Here is a 25,175-nt window from a genome sequence, read left to right on the forward strand (position 1 = left end):
GATTTATTATCAATAGTTTAAATATGAAAGTCTGCCCAGAAATCGAAGTGTCGAACGCACAGCATGAGGCTATTCAAGCGCTTAGAAACAAGACATTTCCTGACCACCAAGTTTCCCGTTCTTACTATAAGCAGCTTCTCCACATGCGAGCTTTGCAGTACCAAGGTAATCAACTGATTGGTTGTATGGGCTTGGACTATAGGGCAGTGAATGTCGGTGGTGAGGTGTATAAAGTGTTAGGCGTGAGTGATTTTTGCATCGACAGCGCTTGGCAAAGAAAAGGGATTGGCTCGGGTATGCTGGCGCAACTGACTGACTATGCCAAAGACAAAGATGTTGATTTCATTATTCTCATCTCTGAGCTGCACGATTTTTATGTGGCTAATGGCTTTCAGCTTGTCGAGTCACATGCCTCTTGGCTACGCATTCATGAACACACTAACTATGGTGTTGCGGTCGAGTATGTCGATGAATTATATGTAAAACCGATGACAGATAAATCATGGACAGAAGGGCATATGGATTGGCTTGGGTATATGTATTAATGCCTTCGGTAGACGTCGTTTATGGCGTGTAAGAGGGGTGAGACGGCTTTAGCTGAGCGCCTGCAGCTATCTGCAGGCGCGTGATGATATCGGCGACTATACGCCCTTGCTACTGCATCACCGCAAACGACTCATAAGGGGCCAGTTTGTAGGTAGTACTTAACTGTCTGACCGGATCCATGTTGTAGTTTAGGCAGGTTAAGGCCTTATCGTGCCAGTGTTCGGGGAGGGTGATGGTTTGCTTTTGCTCACTAAAGTTGCTGACCACGAGAATACGATGGGTGTCGTCGAAGCGCTCGTAGGCGATCACGTCAGGGTGGGCTTCTTCCACAGGCGCAAACTGGCCATGTGCAATCAGTGGGTATTGCTTGCGCAGCTTAATCAGCTCACGGTAGTGATAGAGCACCGAGCCACTGTTTTCAGTCGCTCGTGCCACATTGATGGTGGTGTAGTTAGGATTAACCGGTAACCATGGTGTTCCTTGGGTAAAGCCTGCCTGCGGTGCGTTATCCCATTGCATCGGGGTACGGGCGTTATCGCGACTGTTTTGGTATACCGCCTCCATCATGGTGTCGGGATCAACGCCTTCAGCAACACGCAAGTCGTAAAAATTGCGGGTTTCGATGTCGTGATAATCGTCGATAGACGGGAAGGCGACATTGGTCATCGCAATCTCTTCCCCTTGGTAGATATAGGGCGTGCCTTTCATTAAGTGCAAGGTTGTGGCGAGCATTTTTGCTGAGCGTGTCCGGTACTCACCGTCGTGACCAAATTTAGATACGGCGCGGGGCAAGTCGTGGTTGTTCCAAAACAGTGAGTTCCAACCGCTATCGGCCAGCTCTTGTTGCCATTTGAACAGTACCTGTTTAAGGGCGGCGACATCCAGCGGCACGGGCTGCCATTTATCGCCGTCTTTCCAGGTCGCGGTAATGTGTTCAAATTGGAACACCATGGAGAGTTCATTGCGTTCCGGTGCGCTATAAAGCTTGGCAATCTCCGGCGTTGCGCCCCATGTTTCGCCGACGGTGAGCAAGTCTTTGCCGCCAAATGTTGCTTGGTTCATCGCCTGCAGCAGAGGGTGAAGGCGCGGGCCGTTGCCAGTGATGCCTTTGTCGATCTCTTTACCAATTAAATCAATTACATCGAGGCGGAATCCGCCAATGCCTTTATCAATCCACCAGTTCATCATCTTATACACGGCGTCATGGACGGCGGGGTTTTCCCAGTTCAGATCGGGCTGACGTTTGGAGAACAAGTGAAAGTAGTACTGCTCGGTGTTTGGCTCCCATTGCCATGCGCTGCCACCAAAAATTGAGCCTTGATCATCTGGAGCACTGCCATCGGATTTGGCATCACGCCAAATGTAAAAGTCGCGATAGGGGCTGTTTTTGTCTTGAAGCGCAGCTTGGAACCAAGGGTGTTCGTCGGAGGTGTGATTGACTACCAAATCCATCACGATTTTGATGCCGAGCGAGCCGGCTTTATCAATCAAGCGCGTCATGTCTTCCATGGTGCCAAATTCAGGCGCGATCGCGCAGTAATCGGAAATGTCGTAGCCATTGTCATCCATCGGCGATTGGTACACCGGTGATAGCCATAACACATTGACGCCGAGCCAATGTAAGTAATCGAGTTTCTCGATAATTCCGTTCAGATCGCCAATGCCATCATCATTGGTGTCGTAAAAACTACGTGGGTAGATTTGATAAACAACGGCATCATGCCACCAAGCGTACTGCATACCCATTACCTCTTTGTTTTTTATCAGTTTGAACACGCGTTCGATAATGGATATGAATGTACCTGCCCAAGACGGGGATTAAAAATAGATAACTCTCTCTTTGTTATAGCTATATGGCTATACCAAAGAGTGAAAATAAACCTATTTAACGGCTATGATTGATGCGAATAAGTGTTTTAAACTATAACGGTTAAAGCAAAAATGTGAACGGTGATGCAATGGACGTAGAAAAAGCGGCAAGTTATTTTTTGGCTGTGGCTGAGAGTGGCAGCATCAAAGCCGCAGCGTTAAAGCTAGGGATCAGTCAGCCTACATTGACCGCGCAAATCCAAAAGTTAGAACAGCGTCTATCAAGCCAATTATTAATAAGGCATCCGCGTGGCGTCAGTATGACGGCTGCTGGCGAGCTTTATTATCAGCACGCAACGGCCCAACACGCTGCGCGCCAACGATTACAAGCACAGTTGCATGTGCTACAAGCCAGAGAAGCCGGACAGGTTAAGCTAGGGACGGGAGAAGCCTGGTGGCCTTTGTTTGTCGAATCGGCGGTGGTGGCGTATCAAGCCGATCATCAGTGTTCGGTGCATATTGAGTTTGGTAATCGGTTGGCATTAATGTCATCGCTTTTAAATGGCGATATTGATGTTTTTATTGGCCATGAAATCAGTGAACTAATTGCCACCAGTCAGGTGCGTTTTACCCCTTTGTTCCAAGATACAGAAGCTTGGTTTGCACATCAGGATCATCCTTTGTTTGACCAATTGAAGCGCCACCATCAGCCGGTGTTGTCAGCGCATCTTTTTGACTGGCCATTATTGCGAGTAACACCCGATCATCCTCGCCATGCCCATTTACTTTCTCGTCCTTTACCACCGTTGCTAAACCTTCACCCGCATGCCTTTGATCTCGACTCACTCTCAGCCAGCATCTCGTTGTTGCAACGTACGCATGCTCTCATGCCTTACACCGATAAGGCCGCGTCATTTCTCGGCGCTAAGGGAATTAACATGCTTTGGGTTAATGCAGAAAAACGGGGCAACGTGGGTGTTTATACCGCGTACGGGGCGACAAGCGATAAAGTCTCGCAGTTCGTTACGTGTCTGCTGAAAAGTGGGACTGACTGGATGACGAGCGATGTCGATTGAGCACCTCTTACCAGTGTGGGGCAGCTTATTGACGAATAAAGTGCTAGACTAGAGTGCTTTTGTCGCACATTGAATTGGTCGTGCTGGCTGCAAATGTAGGGATGAGTTAGCCGGCTCCATATTTCAGTGGCGACATCAATGGCATCAATAGGTAGGGCCAATTACCAATTTGGCCACTGCGCTGCTAATTTGTGGCGCAAATCACATGCAGTACCTTTATTATCAAAGGAAAGATGATGGTAATTCCAGAAAACAGCAGTATTGTTATTTTTGGTGCATCTGGCGATCTCACCTTCCGCAAGCTGATCCCAGCCCTGTATCATTTGTATGCGAACAAACAGCTGCCTGCGTCTTTCGCAATTCTTGGCGCAAGCCGCACCTTCTATAGTGACGAGTCGTTCCGTGACAAGCTCCGTCGCTCGATGCAAGAGCTTGAAGAAACCGATCCTGCCACGCTCGACGCCTTTATGGCGCACGTGCATTATCAATCGTTCAATATCTCTGACACCCACGAATATGGCGCGCTAACAGGGCGTTTAGACGAATTGTCCGAACAATATGGTTTCACCCAGCGTAATACGCTGTTTTATCTTGCTACGCCGCCGAAGCTGTACAACTTTATTCCTGCCTGTCTAGCCGCACATGGCCTGAATGATGAAAGTAACGGTTGGAAACGCTTGGTGGTCGAAAAGCCGTTTGGTTACGACTTAGCCTCCGCTCGTCAGTTAGACAAAGACATTCACGCCTACTTTGCAGAGCATCAGATTTACCGTATTGACCATTACTTAGGCAAAGAAACGGTACAGAATCTGTTGGTTTTCCGTTTCTCCAATGCGATGTTCGAGCCGCTTTGGAACCGCAACTTCATTGACTATGTTGAAATTACCGGTGCGGAGCATCTTGGCGTAGAAGGTCGCGGTGGTTATTACGACCAGTCGGGCGCGGTTCGGGATATGTTCCAAAACCACCTATTGCAAGTGTTGTCGCTCGTGGCGATGGAGCCGCCTGCACAGATCAATGCTGATGCAATGCGTGATGAGGTGTTTAAAGCGCTGCAATCGCTTGAGCCGCTCTCTGAAGACGACTTGCACAATAACTTGGTGCTGGGCCAGTACACTGAATCGCAAGTTGGCGGCAAAGCATTACCCAGCTATCGTGATGAGCCAGGTGTCGCCGAAGACTCGCGTACCGAGACTTATGTTGGCCTGAAGATGTTTATCAACAACTGGCGTTGGAATGGGGTGCCATTTTACGTGCGCACCGGTAAACGCTTACCGACGCGCGTGACCGAAGTGGTGATCCACTTTAAACAGACCCCGCATCCCGTATTCGGCAAAAATGCGCCCGAAAACCGCTTGGTGATCCGTATTCAGCCCGACGAAGGCATTCAAATGAGTTTCGGCCTGAAAGAGCCGGGTGCTGGCTTTAACGCCAAAGCGGTAAACATGGATTTTCATTATACGTCGCTGGAAGAAACCCAGATGCTGACGGCTTACGAGCGTTTATTGCTTGATGCCTTAAAAGGCGATGCAACCTTGTTTGCCCGCAGTGACGCGGTGGAAGCCTGCTGGCAGTTTGTTGAGCCAATTCTCCAATACAAGGATAATGGCAAAGCGCTATATGGTTATGCCTGTGGCACTTGGGGGCCGAAAGAAGCCGACCACTTGCTGGCGCGAGACGACCATGCGTGGCGTTTCCCCTGCAAAAACCTCACAGACACGGAATACTGCGAACTATGATCAATGCCCGTATTTTTGATGACGCCGACGCGGTGGTCAATCACTTAGCTGACGCGATGCAAGCGTTCAGCGAGCAAGATCGTGCCGTACACATCTCGCTATCTGGTGGCAGCACGCCCAAAATGCTGTTTAAGCGTTTAGCCAGTGATGGCTACGCCACGGCGATTCAGTGGCAAAACTTGCATTTTTGGTGGGGCGATGAGCGCTGTGTGGCACCGGATGATGCCGAGAGCAACTTTGGCGAAGCCGACAAACTGCTGTTTAGCCAGATTCGCATTCCAGAAGAGAACATTCATCGCATTCGTGGTGAAGACGATCCGGAAGTAGAAGCGGCGCGCTTTAGTGCGGAAATGCAAGCGCTGATCCCAAGCGAAAACGGCACGCCTGTGTTTGATTGGATCTTGCTGGGTGTCGGTGGCGATGGCCATACCGCCTCGCTATTCCCGCACGATCCTCAGTATGACAATACCGCTCTGGCGCTGGTGGCCTCGCATCCTGAATCGGGTCAAAAGCGTGTATCAAAAACCGCCCGTGTGCTGCGCGCGGCGAAGAAAATCAGTTATCTGGTGTTGGGTGAGGGCAAGCAAGCGATCGTACATGAGATCGCCACGCACGAGCCCACTCAACTGCCATATCCTGCCGCCAATATCCGCAGTGCCAAAGGCACGACGGAATGGGTACTCGATGCCGCGGCAGCAAAAAAATTACCAGGACAGAATTAATGGAGAGCACGATGAAAGGTGATATTGGCGTAATTGGTTTGGCGGTCATGGGCCAAAACCTGATCCTCAACATGAACGACAACGGCTTTAAAGTCGTGGCACATAACCGTACCGCGGCCAAAGTCGATGAGTTTCTTGAAGGCCCAGCCAAGGGCACTAACATCGTTGGCGCTTATTCGCTGGAAGAACTGGTTGAGAAGCTAGAAACGCCACGTAAAGTGATGCTGATGGTTCGTGCCGGTGATGTGGTCGATACCTTTATCGACAAACTGACGCCACTGCTTGAGAAAGGCGACATCATTATTGATGGCGGTAACACCAACTATCCAGATACCAACCGTCGTGTGGCAGCGCTGCGTGAAAAAGGTATTCACTTCATTGGTGCCGGTGTGTCTGGCGGTGAAGAGGGCGCACGTTTCGGGCCGTCTATTATGCCAGGCGGCTCAGAAGAGGCGTGGCCAGCGGTGAAGCCTATTTTCCAAGGTATTGCAGCGAAAACCGATACCGGCGAGCCATGTTGTGATTGGGTTGGACGTGATGGCGCCGGTCACTTTGTGAAAATGGTGCATAACGGTATCGAATATGGCGACATGCAGCTGATCACCGAGGCGTACCAGTTCATGAAAGACGGCCTTGGTATGAGCCATGATGAAATGCAACAGGTGTTTACCGACTGGAACAAAACCGAGTTGGATAGCTATCTGGTCGAGATCACGTCGGATATCTTGGGTTATAAAGACCAAGACGGTGAGCCATTGGTTGAGAAAATTCTCGACACCGCGGGTCAAAAAGGCACCGGTAAATGGACTGGCATCAACGCGCTGGATCTTGGCATTCCGCTCACCTTGATTTCTGAATCGGTGTTCTCGCGTTGTCTGTCTGCACTCAAAGATCAGCGTGTGGCGGCAGAGACCTTGTTCGAAAAACACATCCAGCCGGTTGATGGTGACAAAGCCGAGTGGGTTGATGCGCTGCGTCAAGCGCTGCTGGCGTCAAAAATTATCTCTTACGCGCAAGGCTTTATGCTGATGCGTGAAGCGTCAAACGAGAACGGCTGGGATCTCAACTACGGCAACGTCGCGCTGATGTGGCGTGGCGGCTGTATTATTCGTTCGGCCTTCTTGGGTAACATCCGTGATGCCTTTGCTAAGGATCCTGACTTGGCCTTCTTGGGCTCAGATGCGTACTTTAAAGGGATCTTGGATAACTGTTTAGCGGCATGGCGTAAAGTGGCGGCGAAATCGATGGAAACCGGTATCCCAATGCCGTGTACCACATCAGCGCTGACCTTCTTGGATGGCTACACCACAGCACGTTTGCCAGCCAACCTACTGCAAGCGCAGCGTGACTACTTCGGTGCGCATACCTATGAGCGTCTCGATAAGCCACGTGGTGAGTTCTTCCACACCAACTGGACGGGCACCGGTGGTAACACTGCCTCGACGACGTACGACGTGTAACGTGGCAGACTAAGACACTGCCAGTAGTAATAAATAGAAAAGGGATGCATTGGCATCCCTTTTTGTTGGCATAAGCAATAAACTCGCTTAGCATAGGCGAAAAAGGAGACCCTATGCCGCGTCCTAAAATGCCCCGCCGTATCTGCGGGAAACCGCATACCAACTGTTTTAAACCCAACGCCATTCCACTCAGTGAGCTAGAGACGGTGACCATTGGTCTGGATGAGTTCGAAGCCATGCGCCTTGTTGATCATCAGGGTATGCAGCAACTGCAAGCGGCGGAAGTCATGGGCGTATCCCGTCAAACGTTAGCCAACCTGGTAAAACGCGCCCGCGCCAAAACCACCGCCTGCCTCGTAGAAGGCAAAGCACTGGTGTTTGAGTCAGAAGAGTAGTGTTAGGTTAGCCATCTACAAAAACAAGATCTGGGCTGCGTGTGACTAACCAAGGTGCTTTTATGGTTTACTAAACTGTATTTTCACGTCAATTATTGCCGTGAAAATGGAGTTTTTTAAACCAATGCTTCCATTTAGTTATTGTCATTCATCATGCGACTTAGCGAGGATGAGTGAGTGCTCGAAAAAGCATTTTGTCGCACGACGTTGCAGCTTGACGCGATCACTCTCCATATCTTTATGCGACAGCTCTCATTTTTCTCTCACAGAATAGTTTGCATATGCCATAAATCAGGCGTATTTTTAGCATATGCCATTTATATAAAGAGAGAACGGAAGATGACAATTGCTATTGCGATGAACCAAGACCGTCCTGCGGGACATTTTATGAAAGCAGAACATTTTGTGCTGTTTGACGACGATGGACAGGCACTCGCTCAACTCGCCAACCCACGAGTAACGGAAGGCTGTGGCGCCAAAAACGCCTTGATTGCGATGTTAAAAGCCAACCAGGTGACACGTGTGGTGACGCGCCATATCGGTGAGCATGCCTTGGCGGGATTGCTGGCCGCGGATGTTGATGTTTATCAGTTGACCAACGGCCGTTTAAATCCTACCCAGTGGTTGTCGCCTGCGTACTGGAAACCACTGACGGAGGCCTGTCAAGGGCGGCCTGCGTTGCAGCGAATGAAGCAACAGCAACAACCACAACAACGGAAAGCAGCGTGTCATTCAGGACGTGGGCGAGGGTGTGGCGCGCAAGGTAGTGGTATAGGTGGTCAACATCGGGGGTGTGGCAAGCGGCAAGGTAAAGGCGGTCACGCTAGTGGACAGGGTTGCGGTTGCCATGAGTGAATTACGTGTGATGCCGCCACGGTCACATCATCAGTGTGTGGCTTGCAGTGACAACGGGCTGTTTAATCTTAGATTTTACCAAGACGATGAAACTGCAGTGAGCGCAAAAGTATGGTTAGAAAGCACTTGGCAGGGATATCAAGATCAGCTACACGGTGGGGTAATTGCGACGCTTTTAGATGCGGCGTTGACCCATTGTACCTTCTTGTTTGCCCCGCAAAGTGTGACAGCGTCACTTAATATTCGCTATCACCATCCAGTGCCCGTTGCCGTTGAGGCTGAGGTACGTGCTTGGTGTGTGAAAGCGAAACACGGAATGAGTCAGTTGGAGGCAACACTTACCGTTGCAGACACTGTGTGTGCCACTGCAACGGCAAGCTTTATGCAAACACGCGCGTTGTGAGCGTCAAAAACTAGCTGACCGCGCGGCGCAGGCGATCATGGACCGCAAGCCACGCTTCGCCATGAGGGGGCTGGGCGAGCCAGATTTCATCGACGCCCAGTTGGTCGGCTTGGGCGAGTTGGTGATATAACGCTTGCCCGTAGCGCGCGGCGTCATCCGGCATGGCAATGCAGACCAGATCATCCCGTGTCGGGGCTTCGCCAAAGTGAAGCAAGGCCGCGCGTTTTTCCGGATGGGGCGCAGGGAGATCAGACAAGTCCGCAGCCACCATATGCAACCGGGTGTTAGGTTGGTAATGGCTACCGATATTGCCAGGCACCAAGCTATCGTGCTGCTCGGGCGCTTCCACGGTTTCACCCAATACGGCGCTCAGCTCGCTGGCGGTGATTGGACCGGCACGAAGTACGCGGAAGGGGCGCTTGGTAAGATCGACAATGGTCGATTCCAGCCCATGCTGGCAAGGGCCGCCATCAATCACTGCGGCGATCTTTCCGCCTAAACCATGCATCACTTGCTCTGCCGTGGTGGGGCTGAGTTTTTTATACGGGTTCGCTGACGGGGCGGCAACGGCAAGCTGGTGGGTGGCGAGCAGGTCCAACAACACAGGTTGCGCGGGCACGCGAAGCCCAATGGTATCTAATCCACCCGTGACCACTGGTGAAACATGCTCGGCTCGTGGCAGCAGCAGCGTCATCGGCCCTGGCCAGAAGGCATTCGCCAGCTTATATGCTTCATCCGGGATCTGCGTTGCCCACTCGGTGATCGATGCGACGTCACCGAGATGAACAATCAAAGGATGATTAGCGGGTCGCCCTTTGGCGGTAAAAATGCCCGCGACGGCGTCTGGATTGCTGGCATCCGCTGCCAAACCGTACACGGTTTCTGTGGGCACCGCGACTTGTTCGCCGGCTTTTAGTAGATCGGCGGCTTGTGTTAGGTCCGTTGAACACTGCGCTGAGAGAAGTTGCGTTTTCAACGACATGCTCCGTTTTATTTTGCTACGTTCAGGTGATACCACTGACCCGAGCGATCGCGTTGCCATACTGCACCCTGCGCATCAATCTGCATCAAGTACAGCCAGCCGTGATTCGCCAGCGCGGCTATATCGTCATGGCGTGCAAGTATACTATCAATTGCCTCCCGAGGGGCAGCGATAAATACGCTTAATCGTACTGGCTGGTGGCGATATCGACGGCCATCGTGCACAGATTGATGCGATAAGCCAATTCGTAAGTCGCCGCCATTCCCTTCAAACACCCCAATGTGGCCACCCACGATGTTGTGTAGCAGCTTGTTTCCACTGCCGAATTTTTCCGGTGCGGTGACAGAAGCAAAGTACTGCAGATTGATCCAATTGGTCACTACCATGGGCGCGGTGAGTATGGTTTCAAGCTGGCTAAAGTCACTGTCTTTGTGCATGTCGTAGTCGTGTAAAAAGCTGCGACCTTGCAAATTAATCTGTCGAGACAGGGTGCGCGGGCCCACGATTAACGCGGCGTTGTCACATAGTCCCCACTCAGGACGCATTTGTGCCCAGTCTTTGGCGCGTGTTGCAAAGAAGCGTTTGAGCTTGGATGGCTGGGTAGGCGTTTGGTCAAACTGGTTGGCGCGGGTTGCACGTGCTTGTTCGCTCGCAGCGGCAAGCCACGTTTGCCACTGGGCATGCTCGGGGGCGTGAAAGACATCCAGTGCGTCGGTCGTAGTGTTGTGCATGGCGGCATAAAAACGGGTGCTGGCGGGAATCGTCACGCCTTGCTGTACCATGGCATCACGCACGTCGGCATCGTTAAGAAGCTGTGCGAGTACACGGACATTCACCTCACCGGTTTGTCCACCGCAAGCACCACAGTCAAGCCCTGCGGCATGAGGGTTGTTACAGGTTTCACTGCCATGGCCCACCAACAAGACGGCATCGGCCAGTTGGTCAGCAATGCCCATTGCCCGCAAGATACCAGCACCTAGCTCTGCCTTTTCTGCTGCGGTTAATGGTGTATTGTCACGGGTGAGAGCCCAATCACTGTCAGTATGGCTGAGTCGATTTAACGGGTTTTCGGTGCCAGAAATGCGTAATGCGCGTTTTAGCAAGCTCACCAGTTTTAGCATGCCACCGGCTTCGACCATGCCTAAATTGGCGGCGGGCGCATCGAGACTGCGCTGCCAGCCGAGCTTGGTCATCCGCAACCAGCGTTCGGGAGTAGCATGGGTTTGTGAGGCGGTGACAGCCGGTGCCAATAAGCCGGGCAGTTGCGGGCGGTGAATCTGGCTATCGGTGGGCTGATAGGCGATCGGCAAGCCAAAAAAGCCAGCAAAGCCAAGCGTTTGAATCCTGTCAGATTGTGCTTCTAACGCGCGACGCATCGGCTCAGAGCGCACATCGATACAAAACACAGCTTGCAGCGTAGGCGAGGTGGCGAGAGTGTCGACACTGGCCTGCGCGGACAAGGCGTGTGCCCAAGGGCGCTGCTGACTGATTTCCAGCGCTTGCTGCCAAATCCACAGTGGCGCGAGCTGTTGTTGTGCTTGGTGATACCAATGGCGCACATTCACCGCTTGGTGGTGCATGGACTGACGAATGCTTGCCCACGCCGCTTCACGGTGTTTAGCAAGCCAGCGTGCCAGCACTGTATCCCAAGCGAGTAAAATCGCGAATAGGCCCATGCCATGATCTTGTTGTTCACTGTCACTGAGCTGTTGCTGCCAATCTAACCAAGCCTGCCAGCTTGCCCAACCTGATAAACCATGCATCAGCGCGTGGCAATAGGCCAAGTTACCGTTTTGGTCATGAAGGATCGGTTGCCAAAAGGCGGCTGCTTCAGCGATCAGTGCATCCATTTGGGTGGGTAGAGCGGCGAAATCGGCGAGCAAATCCACGCCAGTGAGGGTTTTAATGCCTTTATCTTGGCTCACCACACTCAACCAGCATTGATAAAGGTGTTCACCGCCTTGGCCTTGGGCATCAAAGCGCTGTGGGTATTGGTGATAAAGCGCGAGAAACTGGCTCACTTGCTGCTGGATTTCTTGCTGCCACGATAAGCCTTCTTGTGTTTCCCGAGTGCGGTCACACAACTCAGCCAATGGCTTCCAACGCGGGAGGTTACTGCTATGAATGCGCAGTGCACGCAGACAATCACTCACTGTTAATGCGCTGCCAGAGGTTGAAATGGCCTCGGCAAGGTGTGCCTCACTAATGGGCGATTGCCAATGCGACAGATAGTACGCCGACGGCATTAGCGGACAGTGGCCACTTAACACCGCTTGCTCAGCAAAGACTTGCTCAATGGGGGTAAAGCGTTGCGGCCACCATGGGTTCACCGCAATCATTTGATCCAACGGCCAGCTTGGCGCAATCGCTACGACCGCTTGCTGGGTGGCATCGCGAAAATCGCTCATATCGAGGGACTCAGGGTATGCAGATACATTGGGCGTTTTCGCAATCATTAACGCGTCTCCTTATGCGGTTGCCATTGGGTCGTTTGTAGTTGGATTAAAGAAGCACTCGGCCACCATTTGAGAGTCAAGCGTGTCGCCCACTCATCAAGGTAAGCCCCGGCGTTTAGCCAAATAAACAGGCGGTTGACCCATGCTTTGTGAGGCCAGTACTGGACCGCCAGTGATAGAGTAAACAGCGCGATAAACAGCACCAGCGCAAAGGCATCGGCAAATAAATAGGTGGCATTTCCACCCGCGACAAACACAATCAAGCTATGTTTAATGGCGGCGTAGAGCCCGAGCAGGCCAAGCGCAAACACGCTACTGAGCAGCACGCGTGTCGGGCGAGCAGCGCCTGGGCGGGTAAAGGCCGGTAATAGCAGCATGGTCATCGCCATCCACAGCAACCAACCGGCGGCCAAGCTATTTAAAATACCAACACTCAGATGCACGGCGACAATCAAACCGGCGGCGGTGGCCATCGCGGCAAGCCAATGGCAGCGACGCGGTACTGAGGCGTCGGCCAGTTGAGTTGCTAGCCAATGATTCACCCCATTGCCGCTGTTGAGGAAAGAGAACGCCTTGTAGAAAGAGTGCGCCAGTAAGTGCAGCAGTGCCAACTCATAAAGGCCTAGGGCGATTTCAACTAACATCAGACCCATTTGTGCGACGGTCGACCACGCCAGTTTTACCTTAATGCTCACGCGTGTCAGGCTCACCAGCCCTGCCACCAGAGTACTGACACCGGCGATAACCAGCAGTGCAAAGCTGGCACTGGGGCTCACCGCGAGCACTGGCGCGAACAGCATCAATAAGATCCCGCCAAGATTCACAATACCGGCGTGCAACAAGGCAGAGACAGGCGTTGGCGCTTCCACCACTTGAATCAACCAGCCGTGCAAGGGCAGTTGCGCGCACTTAATGATCGCCACGCCCACCAACATAAAGGCGGCAATGCTTACAGTCAGCGTGTGAGGCTGCTGGCTGACTTGAAACATCAATTGGTCAATCTGCGCGGTTTGGTAGTGGAAAAATAACAGTAAAAATGCGCCACCGAGTAGCAATTCGCTAAAGCGGGCGAGCAGCATTTTTTTGTGAGCCGCGAGTTGGGCGCGAGGCCGATGCGGATAGAAAAGAATTAAGCGACCCAATGAGAGGCTAACTGCCACCCAAGCGAGCCAAAACAGCAACAGGTGATTACTGACTAAAACCAACAAGACTGCTGACAAGGTGAGCAGTAAGGATGAAAGAAAACGGTGTTTGTCGGTTTGGCCTGCAAACGCGGTGGCACTGTATCGCCATATAATACCGCCAAGAAGCGTAACCAGTGCCAGAAGCACCAGTTTAAGCGGTGTAACGAGAAAGAGGGATAACATGACTTACCTCACAGCAATAGTTATGCGAACCATTGTGAAAACTTACTACAGTTAAGTAAAATACATAATAAATTACTTTTCATTCTGTTTTATAGAACGATGAGCCGACTTAACTACCATCATTTGTATTATTTTTGGCAGGTGGCACGCCATGGCAACCTGACTCAGACCGCCCGTAACCTGCATATTTCGCAGTCGGCGCTGTCGTCACAAATCAAGCAGCTTGAGCAGGCGATGCAGGTGCAATTGTTTGAGCGGCAAGGTCGTACATTGACGTTGACCGAAAGTGGCTATCAAGCGATGAACTATGCCGAAGAGATTTTTCGCCAAGGGGAAGAGTTAGAGCAGTTGCTATCCAGTGGCGGGGCGCTGTCCAGTGCCACGATTCGCATTGGCACCTTATCCACTATGTCGCGGAACTTTATCGAGCAGTTTATTCAGCCATTGGTCAATCAACGGGAGTGCCGTTATGTGTTGCAGTCGATGGATCAAACCGGCTTGCTTCATGCGCTGTCTGATCACCAGTTGGATTTGGCGTTAACCAATATCGCGGTGCGGGGGACCAATAAACAAATTTGGCAGTACCAGCAACTGGCACGCCAGCCGGTGGCCGTGATTGGTTGGCCAGGTAAAGCGTTATCGCCGACCTTAGATGCCAGCTACCAGCACCAAGCGTGGGTGTTGCCTTATGGCGATAACCCGATTCGCTCGGGGTTTGATGCCATCTCTGCGCAGTATCAACTCAAGCCTTACATCATGGCAGAAGCCAATGATATGGCGATGCTGCGCCTATTAACCCGAGACAATGATGCGTTAGCGGTGATGCCTGAAGTGGTGGTTCGCGATGAGCTAGATAGTGGCATGCTCACCCGCTACGCCTTACTGCCGAGTGTGTATGAGCCGTTCTATGCGGTATCGATTAAACGTCAGTGGGTACATCCGAAATTGAATTCGCTTTTAGATGCGTTCAGTGCGTCGCCGCTCGCGCATGGCGACGACCTTCCCGGCGGCAACGGTCAGAGCAATACCTAACTTCGTCCCAACAGCGCGCCCACTTTTTACGCCACGTAAAGGGGCGTTCGCACGTCAAACATACCTTGCTGGGAAGATGCGGCTTTTTATGCGCCATCTGGGTTGCCTCCAGTAGATTGAGTGGCACGTGACCGTTGTTTCATGGTGTGTTTATCCGCGTGATCGGGGCTTTTGCTCCGCTTACCGCTTTTTCGTTGCTCAGGGCTGTTTGTTGGCTCAGGGCTGTTTGTTCGCCCAGGGCTATTTGTTCGCTCAGGGCTGTTTGGACGCACATGGGTGGCAAGGATCCGTGCTTTTTCGATACGAACCGCGTCTTGTTGACGAAACGACCATAAAATATCACGCGCACGTTTGCCGGTTTGTTCTATATCGACAATGGCTTTCGGGTAATCTTCGCCAATTACCACTCCGTACATCATCGCTTCCATGTCGGTCATTTGCCACGGGGTGTGGATCAAACTGTCGGGCAAGGGAGAAAGCTCGGGTAACCATTCACGAATAAATGCCCCTTCCGGATCTTGCTCCTGCGATTGTTTTACTGGGTTATAAATGCGCAGGGTATTGGCGCCTGTCACGCCAGCCTGCATTTGAAACTGGGGGTAGTGAATGCCGGGCTCAAAATCGAGAAATAGCTGCGCCAAATGATGCACACCACGCCGCCAGTCAATCAGTAGGTGGTGGGTTAAAAAACTGACCAGCATCGCCCGCATACGAAAGTTGATATAGCCGGTGGCGTGTAGGCAACGCATACAGGCATCGACGAGCGGATAACCGGTATGACCTTGTTGCCATGCAAGCAGATGCGCATCGCTCTGCGGACCGTTTGCGTACTCAAAATGTAAGTAACCTCGATTGACGGGCCGATGCTCCATGTGATGCTCGCTTTCAAATTTCTGCATAAAATGACAGTGCCAATGCAAACGCGACACCATGGCTACCAGCGCCCGTCGCCAACCCTTTTTCTGCCAATGGAGGAGGGTGATTTGATACATCTCGCGCACGCTGATGTTACCCCAAGCAAGATAGGGTGACAGTCGCGTACAGCTTTTGCGGCTGGCGAGCGGTTTAGAGATATGGCGCTGATAGCGTTGCCCACGCTCGCGGAAAAAAGACTGCAAGGTTTTATACGCCCAACTCGGGCCGCCGGGTTGAAAGCGTGGCGCGGGAGAATCCCACTTGTGGTGTTCGAGCGCGGGTAGCGTGAGTGATGTGTCTAGCCAGTGCGCTTGTTGCCAATCGGGATCAGCAAGAGGGGCACGCATCACCTTTTGCCATTCTGCATCCCAATCGACTCGGCTTTTAGCGCCGCGGATCACCGACCCGGTAGGATATTCATGCCATGGGATCTGATGGCTTGCCAGCCATTTCGCCACCGCTTTATCGCGAGAAAACGTCGCGTCGACGCCAATTTCTTGATGGCTATACACCGCGCCAATCGCTTGTTGCTGGTGGATGGCGTCGAAAACGGCGAGTGCTTCACCTTGGCAAATGGTGATCTGCCCACCAAGTGGCGCCAGCTGTTGATTGAGATCACACAGCGATTGCCAGACAAATCGCCAATGGCGCTCGCAGTGGTGCGGATCGTTGAGCAGCAGTGGCTCAAACAGGTACAGGATGACTAAAGGACGCCCAGCGGCAATGGCGGCTTGTAGGGGGGCGTGATCCCGCAGGCGTAAATCGCGTTCTAGCCACACAAGGCTGATCGGCGTGGACATAGCGTTCTCGGCAGTAGTAACAACAATCTTCTATTCACTTTCGGTGATACGAGGCTGAATGGTGTTTGGATCCCTGATGGTGACGTGGTTGAGGTCTAACTTCTCTGATTAACAAGCGCTAAGCGCACAAAGCGAAATCAAAATGGTTTGCATTTGCTTTTTAGGCATCGGAAAATTACCAACTGTAGAATTAACTGACAGGCGCATCCCGCGCTTGTACTTAAGCAGTAGGATCGGGATATGTTAGAGGCAAAGGACGTTGCGTTTGCCGTCAACGGAAAAGTGTTGCTTGATAAGGTGAGCTTGTCGTTTACGCCAGGAAAAATCTGTGCGTTGGTCGGCCACAATGGTTCGGGCAAGTCGACGTTGATAAAGCTGTTAGCGCAGCAACAGGCAACCAGCAGCGGACAGATCGCATTAGACCAAAAGCCCTTGTCGAAATGGTCAGAAAAAGCGTTTGCGCGCGAGGTGGCGTATTTGCCACAGCATTTACCGGCAACAGATAACTTAACTGGGTATGAGTTGGTCAGTTTTGGTCGCTATCCTTGGCATGGCTTGCTGGGGCGGTTGACCAAAGCCGATCACCAAGCGATCAACGAGGCAATGGCGCTCACTGGTACCCAAGATTATGCCGAGCGCTTGGTTGATACCTTATCGGGCGGCGAGCGCCAACGGCTATGGATTGCGATGCTGCTGGCACAGCAAACGCGTTACTTACTGCTCGATGAGCCGCTATCTGCACTAGATGTAGCCCACCAAGTAGAAGTGATGACCTTGGTGCGTAAACTCAGCCGAGAGCTGGATAAATCCATCATTATCGTGGTGCACGATATTAATATGGCGGCGCGTTTTTGTGATGAGATTGTCGCCTTGCACAGCGGGCAAGTCCTGACTCAAGGTGCGGTTAGTGATGTGTTTCAAGAGTCGGCCCTCAAATCGATTTATGGTATTGAAATGCCGATTGCCGATCATGCCGCCGGCTATGCGGTCGCTATGCCGGGGGAGTTATCGCCAGTATGATCAAGTCCTCTTTTCTGACGCTTATGGTCTGGCTGACCGCGGCCATGATGTCAGCGAGCGTCAGCGCGTCGCCTCGTATTCTCTCGCTGGATTGGACCCAAACTGAAACCTTATTGGCCTTGGGGGTGACGCCCGTCGCGGTCGCGCAAAAGGCGGATTACAATTCGTGGGTGAAATCCCCGCCCATTCCAGAAAAAACCGTTGATATTGGGCTTCGCACCCAGCCGAACATGGAGCGTTTGGCCGAGCTTCACCCCGATAAAATTCTAATTTCACCCATTTTTAAGGCGATGAAGCCCAAGCTGAGCACTATTGCGCCGGTGAGCTCAATTCCTCTGTATGAAAGTGGGCTAAGCTGGGCGTCGCTCAAAACCGTGACGCGGCAGATTGCACGTGAGGCCAACCGTCCTGAGGCCGGTGAAACCCTGATTGCCAATGCGAAACAGCAATTAGCGAGCCTGCGCGATACTATTCCCGGCGAACAGCCTCCGCTGCTGATGATCCAGTTTCTGGATGCCAATCATGTGCGGGTGTTTGGGACCAACAGCTTGTATCACGCCGCCATCAGTGAATTGGGGCTCAGCAACGCGTGGCAAAATACCACCAACAGTTGGGGGTTTAGCATGGTCTCCACCCGCGAGCTGCTAGACCTTGATGCGCAACTAGTGATTGTGCGCCCACTCCCCGCGGGTGTGGAGCAAACCCTTAAGACCAATATGTTTTGGCAATATTTGGTTAAACGCACGGGACGTACGCCATTGATGATTGATCCGGTGTGGAGCTTTGGTGCGATTCCGTCGGCGTTACGCTTTGCGCGCCTTGTGACCGTGGCATTGACCGACCCTGAACAAGGGAGGCAGTCATGAAACTGAAACTATTATGGGTACCTTTGGCGTTACTGATGGCACTGTTGGGCCTCGCAACCACTCAGTTGGGGCAGTGGAATGTAAACGCGTCCATGCTCTGGGATTCTCTATGGTCGCTGGATGACAGTGCGTTGATTGGGGTGGTGATGCATTTAACCTGGTGGCCGCGTTTGGTCACCGCATTGCTGGCGGGGACGTGTTTGGGGCTAGCCGGTACCTTGATGCAACAGGTTTTGCGCAACCCCTTGGCCTCGCCCTCGACGCTGGGGGTGGCGAATGGCGCCAGCTTGGCGCTGATGCTAGCTACGCTTTATGCCCCTTGGCTATTGACTTGGTCGAGCGCGATGGTGGCGATGTCTGGCGGGGTGCTGACTATGCTGGTGGTGTTTGCGCTGGCATGGCGACGCGGCCTATCGCCCACCGTGGTGGTGATCGCGGGTTTGATTCTAAACCTATACTGCGGTGCGCTCAGCACTGTACTGCTGTTGATGAATCAAGAAGCGCTACACGGCATGATGGTGTGGGGCGCGGGCTCGATGGTGCAAACCGACTGGCACAGTGTGCAAGCCTTACTGCCACGTGTTGGATTGGCGGTCGTGTTGATCCTTGCCTTGTTAAAGCCGCTCAACGTCCTGAGTCTTTCGGATGAAGGAGCAAAAAGCTTAGGTGTATCACTGGCGAAAATCCGTGTGATTGCTCTGGGGCTATCAGTGCTTCTGACCGCGTGGGTGGTTAGCTTGATTGGCGTGATTGGCTTTGTCGGTCTCGCCGCGCCCGCGATTGCGCGCTTATGTGGCGCACGTAAGCTCATCACCCGATTGAGCCTGGCGATGATTTTAGGCGCATTGATGTTGGCAGCCACCGATTTAGCTGTCCAACTGTTACCTGGACGCCGGGCCATGATGGTGCCCACTGGGGCGGCGACGGCAGCGTTAGGGGCGCCTCTTCTTTTGTGGTTGTTGCCACGGGTGTCACTGGGTAACCGTCAACGCCAACAGATTCATGCCGGGATGCCCGCGCCACGTCAGGGTTGGCACTTGGGCCGAATCGTGATGTTACTGGTGTTAGGTGTGGTGATTTTTGCCACCGTATCGCGTCAAAGTGAGGGGTGGCAGTGGCTGGCGCTCAGCGGCGATTGGTCTTTGTTGGAATGGCGCTTGCCACGCTTGCTGGCGGCGGCATTGGCGGGCGGTGTGCTTGCTGTTGCGGGTGCCGTGCTTCAGCGTTTAAGTGCCAACCCGATGGCGAGCCCTGAGGTGATGGGGATCAGTGCCGGCACGGCGCTGGGGCTGATTGTCACCATTTTTGCGGGCATGGGCGCGTCTATGCTGAGTTTGTATGTCGGCGGATTAATCGGTGCGGGCGCGACCTTGTCGTTGATTGTGCTACTCAATCACAAAACCGGCTTCCAGCCAGAAAAGGTGTTGCTCACTGGCGTAGCCATTGCCGCACTGATGCAAGCGGTACAAAGCTTCTTGATGGCGGGCGGCGATCCTCGTGCGTATCAAGTCCTCGCTTGGATTTCAGGCTCAACCTATTATGTGACCAACAGCACAGTGACTACATTGGCCTTGGTTGCGACGGTGCTGGTGGCACTGGGATTGATGTGTCAGCGGTGGCTCGATATTTTGCCGCTCGGTGGCGAAACGGCTCAATCGTTGGGGGTTAAGGTAGGGCGTGCCCGCATGCTGTTGCTGGCCCTCGTCGCGGTCATGACTGTCAGTGCCACCTTGGTGGTAGGGCCGCTTAGTTTTGTCGGCTTGATGGCTCCGCATATTGCGCGCAGTTGGGGTGCGAAAAATGCCCGCGCGCACATGATCACCGCCGGATTGATTGGCATGGGATTGATGCTGTTTGCCGATTGGCTAGGGCGACAATGGCTGTATCCGCAAGAAATGCCAGCTGGAATCATTGCTTCCTTGATAGGCGGGCTTTACCTCATGGTTGTGTTACGTAAGCTATAGTTTTAACGTACGGTGATCGACAGGATCGCCTCATCCCTAACTAAAGAGATGCAGTTTGCATCTCTTTTTGTTTGAGGAGCCAAGAGAATGAACAGTGATTCTATGCAACGTGTGGCGGTTGTTGGTGCAGGTGGCGCGATGGGTGAAGCTTTTTGCCGCGCATTGCTCGACAAGCCATCCATTCAGCAAGTCTTTGCCTTGGGGCGTCACCCCGCGCTACTTGCCGAGATAAGTGAAAAAGTCACCCCGGTGACAGTGAACATTCGCGATGACGCATCAATACAAGCGGCGGTCGAGCACATCGACGACAACAGTTTAGATGCGGTGATCATTGCCTCGGGGATGCTTCATGATGATGCGGTGAGCCCAGAAAAGCGGCTTAGCGCGTGCAGTAGTGAGGCCATGCACCAGCTTTTTGATGTGAATGCCGTCGCGCCGCTGCTGTTGAGCAAACACCTTGCGCCTAAGCTCAAACGTCAGGCCAATGCTAAGCTGGCGATATTGTCCGCGCGCGTGGGCAGTATCAGTGATAACCGTGCGGGTGGTTGGTATGCCTACCGTGCGAGCAAAGCCGCGGTGAACATGTTGATCAAATGCATGAGCATTGAGCTTGGCCGCCACGACCAATCATTAACCGTGGTTGGCCTGCATCCGGGGACCGTCGACAGTCATTTATCCGCGCCATTCCAAGCCAATGTTAAGCCAGGCAAATTATTCAGTCCGGCCCAATCGGCTGGCTATTTACTCTCGGTGTTGGATGGCCTCGACAGTCGTCATACTGGGCGTCTGTTTGCATGGGATGGAGAAGAAATTGCCCCGTAGGTTGGGGCATTGTTGAGTTATTTCCAATGCAATGGCTGCTCTAGGGTCGATAAAGGCTTTTCCGGGCCAAGCCCTATCATTTCGTCATACGCCGTGTCAGTGACTAACACGTATTGCGCGGCGTTAATCCATTCAAAATCATCTTTCACCGCTAGCAAGCTGCGGGACAGATAGGGCTTATCGCCGTGGTAAATCAGCTTCTGCTCCACCGTATCGCCGTGACGCAAAAAGGCTATTGCTTGATATAACATGCCATCAATGCCGCGGATCTGAATCTTGTCAATGTTGTCGTAATTTATCAGTTCGCTCAGTTGTAAATTCATCACTCGTCCCTGCAGTTAGGCCTTTCTCAACCACTACGAGCCATGCAAGTACGCGGATCCCTCGAGGGTGAGGCATTACCCGCAGCGACAGCCGTTTGGATGCGAAATGTAAAATAAATGTTACGCAAAGGTAAAATTAAAACCGTGGTGAGGAGATGATTTTCTCTGCAAAGTCGACGTAATCTGTGAGGAACGGAAACATTGCGTAAGGCTAAGGGCCGCTTTTTACGCGCGATTTTTACGCCAGACAACGACACAAGGCGGTSAACGTGAAACAGAGTAAATACGAATCCAAACCACTTAATGAACTGGGTCGTGTAGCCTGGTCGGCACAAGAAAACGATGTATGGCGACAGTTAGTCACACGGCAGCTTGCGTGCATCAAGGACAAAGCGTGTCAGGAATATCTCGACGGTTTGCGACTGCTCGACTTGCCGCATGACACGGTGCCACAGATCCCAGATGTCAATGCAGTGTTAATGCGAGAGACGGGCTGGCAAGTGGCCCCCGTGCCTGCATTGATTGATTTCGACCATTTCTTCGCCTTATTGGCGGATAAAAAATTCCCCGCGGCGACCTTTTTGCGCACCAAAGAAGACTTTGATTACTTGCAAGAGCCGGATTATTTTCATGAGATCTTCGGTCACTGTGCGATGCTCACCCACCCAGCATTCGCTGAATTTACCCATATGTATGGTCAGCTCGGTAAGCAGGCCACGCCCAAAGAGCGCGTCTATCTTGCACGCTTGTATTGGTTTACGGTCGAGTTTGGTTTACTCAGTGACGCGCAAGGCAATCGCAGTATTTATGGCGGCGGGATCTTGTCTTCGCCGGCGGAGACCGAGTACGCCTTTAATAGCGACAAAGCGGTGCGTAAGCCTTTAGAAGTGATAGATGTCATGCGCACGCCATATCGGATTGACATCATGCAACCCATTTACTTTACCATTGAGTCGATTGACGACTTATTTGCCATCAGCCAACGTGATTTGATTGCTGATGTGCATCAAGCCATGGAACTGGGCCTTCATGCGCCTTTGTTCCCGCCCAAACCGAAAAAGACAGAACAGCAAAAGGAAACGCAACATGTCTGAACTAACTGAGTTGAAATGTGAAGCCTGTAATATTGATGCCCCATTGGTCAGTGCTGAGGAAATGCCGGCGCTGCTTAAAGATATCCCACAATGGAGCAAAGTGACGCGAGATGGGATTGATCAGCTCGAACGCGAGTTTACTTTCCGCAACTTTAAGTTGGCGTGGGCGTTTGCCAACCAAGTAGCTGAACTGGCTGAGCAAGAAGGCCACCATCCGGCTATCTTGCTGGAGTGGGGTAAAGTGTCCGTGACTTGGTGGTCGCATAAGATTAAAGGCCTGCACAAAAATGATTTTATTTGTGCGGCGAAAACCGACGGCATTGCGCCTGAGTAAACCAAAAAAACGCCCCAAGATTGAACTCGGGGCGTATCTTTTTCGCTCACTTGCTATCTATCCCTGTCACGCAAGTATCAATCCTGCGAGGCTCACATCTCTCATTGGCACGTCTCGGCTATCACACTCATAGCGCAAAATAGGATAGATTTAAAAAGTGACAAGGTCACTTTATCGTGTTGAGTTTACTCTTCTTCGTCGCTTGTGTCTTTTTGTTTGGCGGCAAAATACTGCGCCAATACGTCGTCGGTGAGCTCGCCTTTTTCCTCAAGCGCTTTGAGTTTTGCCACAATCGCTTTTTGTTCGTCGAGTGACGGTAACGAATCCGGCTCGTGCTCGGGGGCATCATCAGCGAGTTGGTTTAAGATATCCATGATTTATCCTCTTAGTGTCTTTGCGGGAAGCGTAGCAAAATTCATGATTTCTCCCAAGTAAAAGGCACTATCTTGGTAGGGAAATGGACTTAACATACTCACTTTAATCAAAAAAACGATCAAAAGTCCTTCCTTTGGTCTAAGTTTGTACTAAGGGATCGTTTTGGGGGGAGTACATTGTGAGTGAGATTTTTTTTTCGTGCCAGCCGATCTTTGACGACAAGCAAAATCAGTGGGGTAGCGATTTATTATTTCGTGAAGGGTTACAAAACAAATTTCCCTCTATTGATGAAGATACCGCAACATCACGGATTTTAAGTGCCAACTTTCTATCGGGAAAGGAGCTTGATGATGATTTGCGCTATGTCGTGAGTTTCTCAGAAACGGCCTTATTAGATGAGATACCCTTTTCTATTCCTGTCGCGCGTTTGGTTCTCTATATTACGGAAACGTGCAAAGCAACGCCTGTACTGGCTAAACAGCTAGAGGCCTACCGAAAAGCAGGGTTTACGATACAGGGTGACAGCGGTATGTTTACTAACCGCTGGCAGCGGCATTTGCATCTGTTTGATGTCATTTCTGTCAGTATGGCAAGCGAAGATCCGATGAGTTGGGTTGGTGTGATGTCTGATTATCCAGATATTCAGTTTCTTGCGAAGAAAGTTGAAAAAAAAGACGAGTTTATGCTGGCCAAGCAACTTGGGTTTAGTCTGTTTCAGGGCTATTTTTTTGAACAGCCGCAAATAAAAAGTCATAATGATGTGGCGCCATCCGTGATCAGCTTATTAGATGCTTGCATCGTGATTAATCGTAGTCCTCATGATATTGATGAAATCACTGACGTGATTTCTCGTGATGTCTCGTTACTCTATAAAGTTGTAACCAGTGCGAACATCCTGGCTAAATCGAAAAAAAAGCCGATCACAAACCCGAAGCAAGCGGTTGTCTATCTAGGGCTTGAGTCGTTGCGTCGGTTAATATCCTTACTCATTATGTCGAATATGAATCATCAGGAATGCTCTCATTTGCAGACATCCGCGATACTCCGTGCGATTTTTATGCAACAGGCGGCGCCAATGATAAAAGGTATGGATCCTGATGAGGCCTTTTTAGTTGGTGCCTTTTCACTGCTTGATGCTATGTTGGCAGCGCCAATGGAAGATTTAGTTGGGAAACTTGATCTCGACCAAGAAGCGAAAAATGCACTCTTGTCTCAATCAGGACGTTATGGTGAATTGTTAATGTTATGTAAGCACATTGAGCATGCCAATTGGGAGTGGGTCGGCTCAGTATGTGAGAAAATGACGTTAAAAGAACGTGCTGTACTCAAAGCTTTCGATAAAGCACGTTTTCAAACTCAGACCTTGGCTGCAACGATGCAGGTGTAAATGATGAATCAAGTAGGGATGCGGCTAGCCGTCGTTTTAATGGTATTGGCGACCTTATTACTGGGCGTTTTCGGATACTATAATTATCACGTTGCGAAAGAGCGCCTTGAGTCAGACATGAATCAAGACATTAATTCGATTACCCAACGTTTAAAGCAGCGGTTACCAACGTTAATGTGGAACTATGACTTTAATAATGTACAAAATGATCTAGATAGTGAAATGGGATCACGCTATGTACACCGTTTAGAGTTAACTGACTCTAATGATCAGTTTCGTTATGTGACTGACTCCAAAGGTATGCGCTCTAGTGACGAGTTAAATAAAGTCATCGTTCCAATGGTTTACAATGAAACCAGCCCGTCTGTCCAGGTGGGTAAACTAATCATTTATCAAGATAGTCGTTATATTAATAGAGAGTTAAATACAGAAG

23 protein-coding genes and 2 pseudogenes are annotated in these 25,175 nt (G+C 51.6%); 17 read left to right on the plus strand and 8 right to left on the minus strand.

What is annotated here, in order from left to right:
* Positions 1 to 23 precede the first annotated feature (23 nt).
* Positions 24 to 545: a GNAT family N-acetyltransferase gene (locus BZG78_RS14005; RefSeq protein WP_077661558.1), complete on the plus strand. Its 522-nt coding sequence runs from the start codon at positions 24 to 26 to the stop codon at positions 543 to 545.
* Positions 546 to 654: 109 nt separating this feature from the next.
* Here the strand turns inward: BZG78_RS14005 and BZG78_RS14010 are convergent, their stop codons facing one another.
* A complete protein-coding gene (locus BZG78_RS14010; RefSeq protein ID WP_077661543.1) occupies positions 655 to 2,286 on the minus strand; it encodes an alpha-glucosidase in 1,632 nt (543 codons plus the stop codon).
* 218 nt (positions 2,287 to 2,504) lie between these two features.
* On the opposite strand from BZG78_RS14010, the gene BZG78_RS14015 reads away from it, so the two are divergent.
* The 7 genes from BZG78_RS14015 to BZG78_RS14045 all read left to right on the plus strand — a co-directional run bounded on the left by BZG78_RS14015 (position 2,505) and on the right by BZG78_RS14045 (position 9,005).
* The gene (locus BZG78_RS14015; RefSeq protein WP_077661544.1) at positions 2,505 to 3,431 is read left to right on the plus strand and encodes a LysR family transcriptional regulator; all 927 of its coding nucleotides are present in this window, start codon (positions 2,505 to 2,507) and stop codon (positions 3,429 to 3,431) included.
* A gap of 236 nt (positions 3,432 to 3,667) precedes the next feature.
* The gene (zwf, locus tag BZG78_RS14020; protein WP_077460712.1) at positions 3,668 to 5,170 is read left to right on the plus strand and encodes a glucose-6-phosphate dehydrogenase; all 1,503 of its coding nucleotides are present in this window, start codon (positions 3,668 to 3,670) and stop codon (positions 5,168 to 5,170) included.
* Positions 5,167 to 5,892: a 6-phosphogluconolactonase gene (gene pgl, locus BZG78_RS14025; protein ID WP_077661545.1), complete on the plus strand. Its 726-nt coding sequence runs from the start codon at positions 5,167 to 5,169 to the stop codon at positions 5,890 to 5,892. The genes zwf and pgl overlap by 4 nt, the downstream gene beginning before the upstream one ends.
* 11 nt (positions 5,893 to 5,903) lie before the next feature.
* Positions 5,904 to 7,352, plus strand: a complete 1,449-nt coding sequence (gene gnd, locus BZG78_RS14030) for a decarboxylating NADP(+)-dependent phosphogluconate dehydrogenase (RefSeq protein WP_077661546.1) — start codon at positions 5,904 to 5,906, stop codon at positions 7,350 to 7,352.
* Positions 7,353 to 7,465: 113 nt separating this feature from the next.
* Positions 7,466 to 7,747: a DUF134 domain-containing protein gene (locus tag BZG78_RS14035; protein WP_021023566.1), complete on the plus strand. Its 282-nt coding sequence runs from the start codon at positions 7,466 to 7,468 to the stop codon at positions 7,745 to 7,747.
* A gap of 339 nt (positions 7,748 to 8,086) precedes the next feature.
* Positions 8,087 to 8,602 (plus strand): NifB/NifX family molybdenum-iron cluster-binding protein, encoded by a 516-nt coding sequence (locus BZG78_RS14040; protein ID WP_158011808.1) that lies wholly within the window; start codon positions 8,087 to 8,089, stop codon positions 8,600 to 8,602.
* Positions 8,595 to 9,005 carry a PaaI family thioesterase gene (locus BZG78_RS14045; RefSeq protein ID WP_077661548.1) on the plus strand — a complete coding sequence of 137 codons (411 nt, stop codon included), beginning with the start codon at positions 8,595 to 8,597 and terminating at the stop codon, positions 9,003 to 9,005. The genes BZG78_RS14040 and BZG78_RS14045 overlap by 8 nt, the downstream gene beginning before the upstream one ends.
* A 10-nt stretch (positions 9,006 to 9,015) precedes the next feature.
* On the opposite strand, the gene BZG78_RS14050 is transcribed toward BZG78_RS14045, so the two are convergent.
* Genes BZG78_RS14050 through BZG78_RS14060 form a run of 3 tightly spaced genes read right to left on the minus strand, consistent with a single transcriptional unit; the run spans position 9,016 to position 13,810 of the window.
* The gene (locus tag BZG78_RS14050) at positions 9,016 to 9,987 is read right to left on the minus strand and encodes an L-threonylcarbamoyladenylate synthase (RefSeq protein WP_108743393.1); all 972 of its coding nucleotides are present in this window, start codon (positions 9,985 to 9,987) and stop codon (positions 9,016 to 9,018) included.
* Between the two features lie 8 nt (positions 9,988 to 9,995).
* Positions 9,996 to 12,443, minus strand: coding sequence for a DUF2309 domain-containing protein (locus tag BZG78_RS14055; RefSeq protein WP_199877204.1), 2,448 nt, complete (start codon positions 12,441 to 12,443; stop codon positions 9,996 to 9,998).
* Entirely contained in the window at positions 12,443 to 13,810 is a 1,368-nt protein-coding gene (locus tag BZG78_RS14060; RefSeq protein ID WP_077661549.1) for an NADH-quinone oxidoreductase subunit L, read from the minus strand. Before BZG78_RS14060 ends, BZG78_RS14055 begins: the two co-directional genes overlap by 1 nt.
* Positions 13,811 to 13,909: 99 nt before the next feature.
* Here BZG78_RS14060 and BZG78_RS14065 point away from each other — a divergent pair, with 99 nt between their 5' ends.
* Positions 13,910 to 14,842, plus strand: coding sequence for a LysR family transcriptional regulator (locus BZG78_RS14065; protein ID WP_077577156.1), 933 nt, complete (start codon positions 13,910 to 13,912; stop codon positions 14,840 to 14,842).
* Here BZG78_RS14065 and BZG78_RS14070 read toward each other — a convergent pair.
* Together BZG78_RS14070 and BZG78_RS14075 are read right to left on the minus strand one after the other, a co-directional pair.
* Positions 14,778 to 14,939 carry a DUF2256 domain-containing protein gene (locus tag BZG78_RS14070; RefSeq protein ID WP_077458369.1) on the minus strand — a complete coding sequence of 54 codons (162 nt, stop codon included), beginning with the start codon at positions 14,937 to 14,939 and terminating at the stop codon, positions 14,778 to 14,780. The two genes, BZG78_RS14065 and BZG78_RS14070, sit on opposite strands and share 65 nt — an antisense overlap.
* On the minus strand, positions 14,929 to 16,557 hold the full coding sequence (locus BZG78_RS14075) for a deoxyribodipyrimidine photo-lyase (RefSeq protein WP_077661550.1): 1,629 nt from the start codon (positions 16,555 to 16,557) through the stop codon (positions 14,929 to 14,931). The genes BZG78_RS14070 and BZG78_RS14075 overlap by 11 nt, the downstream gene beginning before the upstream one ends.
* 240 nt (positions 16,558 to 16,797) lie before the next feature.
* Here BZG78_RS14075 and BZG78_RS14080 point away from each other — a divergent pair, with 240 nt between their 5' ends.
* The 4 genes from BZG78_RS14080 to BZG78_RS14095 all read left to right on the plus strand — a co-directional run bounded on the left by BZG78_RS14080 (position 16,798) and on the right by BZG78_RS14095 (position 21,229).
* A complete protein-coding gene (locus tag BZG78_RS14080; RefSeq protein ID WP_021023558.1) occupies positions 16,798 to 17,577 on the plus strand; it encodes an ATP-binding cassette domain-containing protein in 780 nt (259 codons plus the stop codon).
* Positions 17,574 to 18,443 carry an iron-siderophore ABC transporter substrate-binding protein gene (locus BZG78_RS14085; protein WP_077661551.1) on the plus strand — a complete coding sequence of 290 codons (870 nt, stop codon included), beginning with the start codon at positions 17,574 to 17,576 and terminating at the stop codon, positions 18,441 to 18,443. The genes BZG78_RS14080 and BZG78_RS14085 overlap by 4 nt, the downstream gene beginning before the upstream one ends.
* Positions 18,440 to 20,407: a Fe(3+)-hydroxamate ABC transporter permease FhuB gene (gene fhuB / locus BZG78_RS14090; RefSeq protein ID WP_077661552.1), complete on the plus strand. Its 1,968-nt coding sequence runs from the start codon at positions 18,440 to 18,442 to the stop codon at positions 20,405 to 20,407. Before BZG78_RS14085 ends, fhuB begins: the two co-directional genes overlap by 4 nt.
* 87 nt (positions 20,408 to 20,494) lie before the next feature.
* Complete coding sequence (locus tag BZG78_RS14095; RefSeq protein WP_077661553.1) at positions 20,495 to 21,229, plus strand: SDR family NAD(P)-dependent oxidoreductase; 735 nt, start codon at positions 20,495 to 20,497, stop codon at positions 21,227 to 21,229.
* Positions 21,230 to 21,246: 17 nt separating this feature from the next.
* Here the strand turns inward: BZG78_RS14095 and BZG78_RS14100 are convergent, their stop codons facing one another.
* Positions 21,247 to 21,552, minus strand: coding sequence for a DUF6482 family protein (locus BZG78_RS14100; RefSeq protein ID WP_077661554.1), 306 nt, complete (start codon positions 21,550 to 21,552; stop codon positions 21,247 to 21,249).
* Positions 21,553 to 21,791: 239 nt separating this feature from the next.
* On the opposite strand from BZG78_RS14100, the pseudogene phhA reads away from it, so the two are divergent.
* Both phhA and BZG78_RS14110 read left to right on the plus strand, forming a co-directional pair.
* Positions 21,792 to 22,646, plus strand: a pseudogene (phhA, locus tag BZG78_RS14105) (phenylalanine 4-monooxygenase); the annotation flags it as partial.
* Positions 22,639 to 22,980: a 4a-hydroxytetrahydrobiopterin dehydratase gene (locus BZG78_RS14110; protein ID WP_077661556.1), complete on the plus strand. Its 342-nt coding sequence runs from the start codon at positions 22,639 to 22,641 to the stop codon at positions 22,978 to 22,980. The pseudogene phhA and the gene BZG78_RS14110, both read left to right, overlap by 8 nt.
* A 185-nt stretch (positions 22,981 to 23,165) precedes the next feature.
* Here BZG78_RS14110 and BZG78_RS14115 read toward each other — a convergent pair whose 3' ends face one another.
* On the minus strand, positions 23,166 to 23,354 hold the full coding sequence (locus tag BZG78_RS14115) for a restriction endonuclease subunit S (RefSeq protein ID WP_077460727.1): 189 nt from the start codon (positions 23,352 to 23,354) through the stop codon (positions 23,166 to 23,168).
* Positions 23,355 to 23,533: 179 nt separating this feature from the next.
* On the opposite strand from BZG78_RS14115, the gene BZG78_RS14120 reads away from it, so the two are divergent.
* Positions 23,534 to 24,742 (plus strand): HDOD domain-containing protein, encoded by a 1,209-nt coding sequence (locus BZG78_RS14120; RefSeq protein WP_077661557.1) that lies wholly within the window; start codon positions 23,534 to 23,536, stop codon positions 24,740 to 24,742.
* Positions 24,743 to 25,175: pseudogene (locus BZG78_RS14125) on the plus strand (hybrid sensor histidine kinase/response regulator); the annotation flags it as partial.

This window comes from Salinivibrio sp. MA351 (assembly GCF_001996065.1).
Lineage (GTDB): Bacteria > Pseudomonadota > Gammaproteobacteria > Enterobacterales > Vibrionaceae > Salinivibrio > Salinivibrio costicola.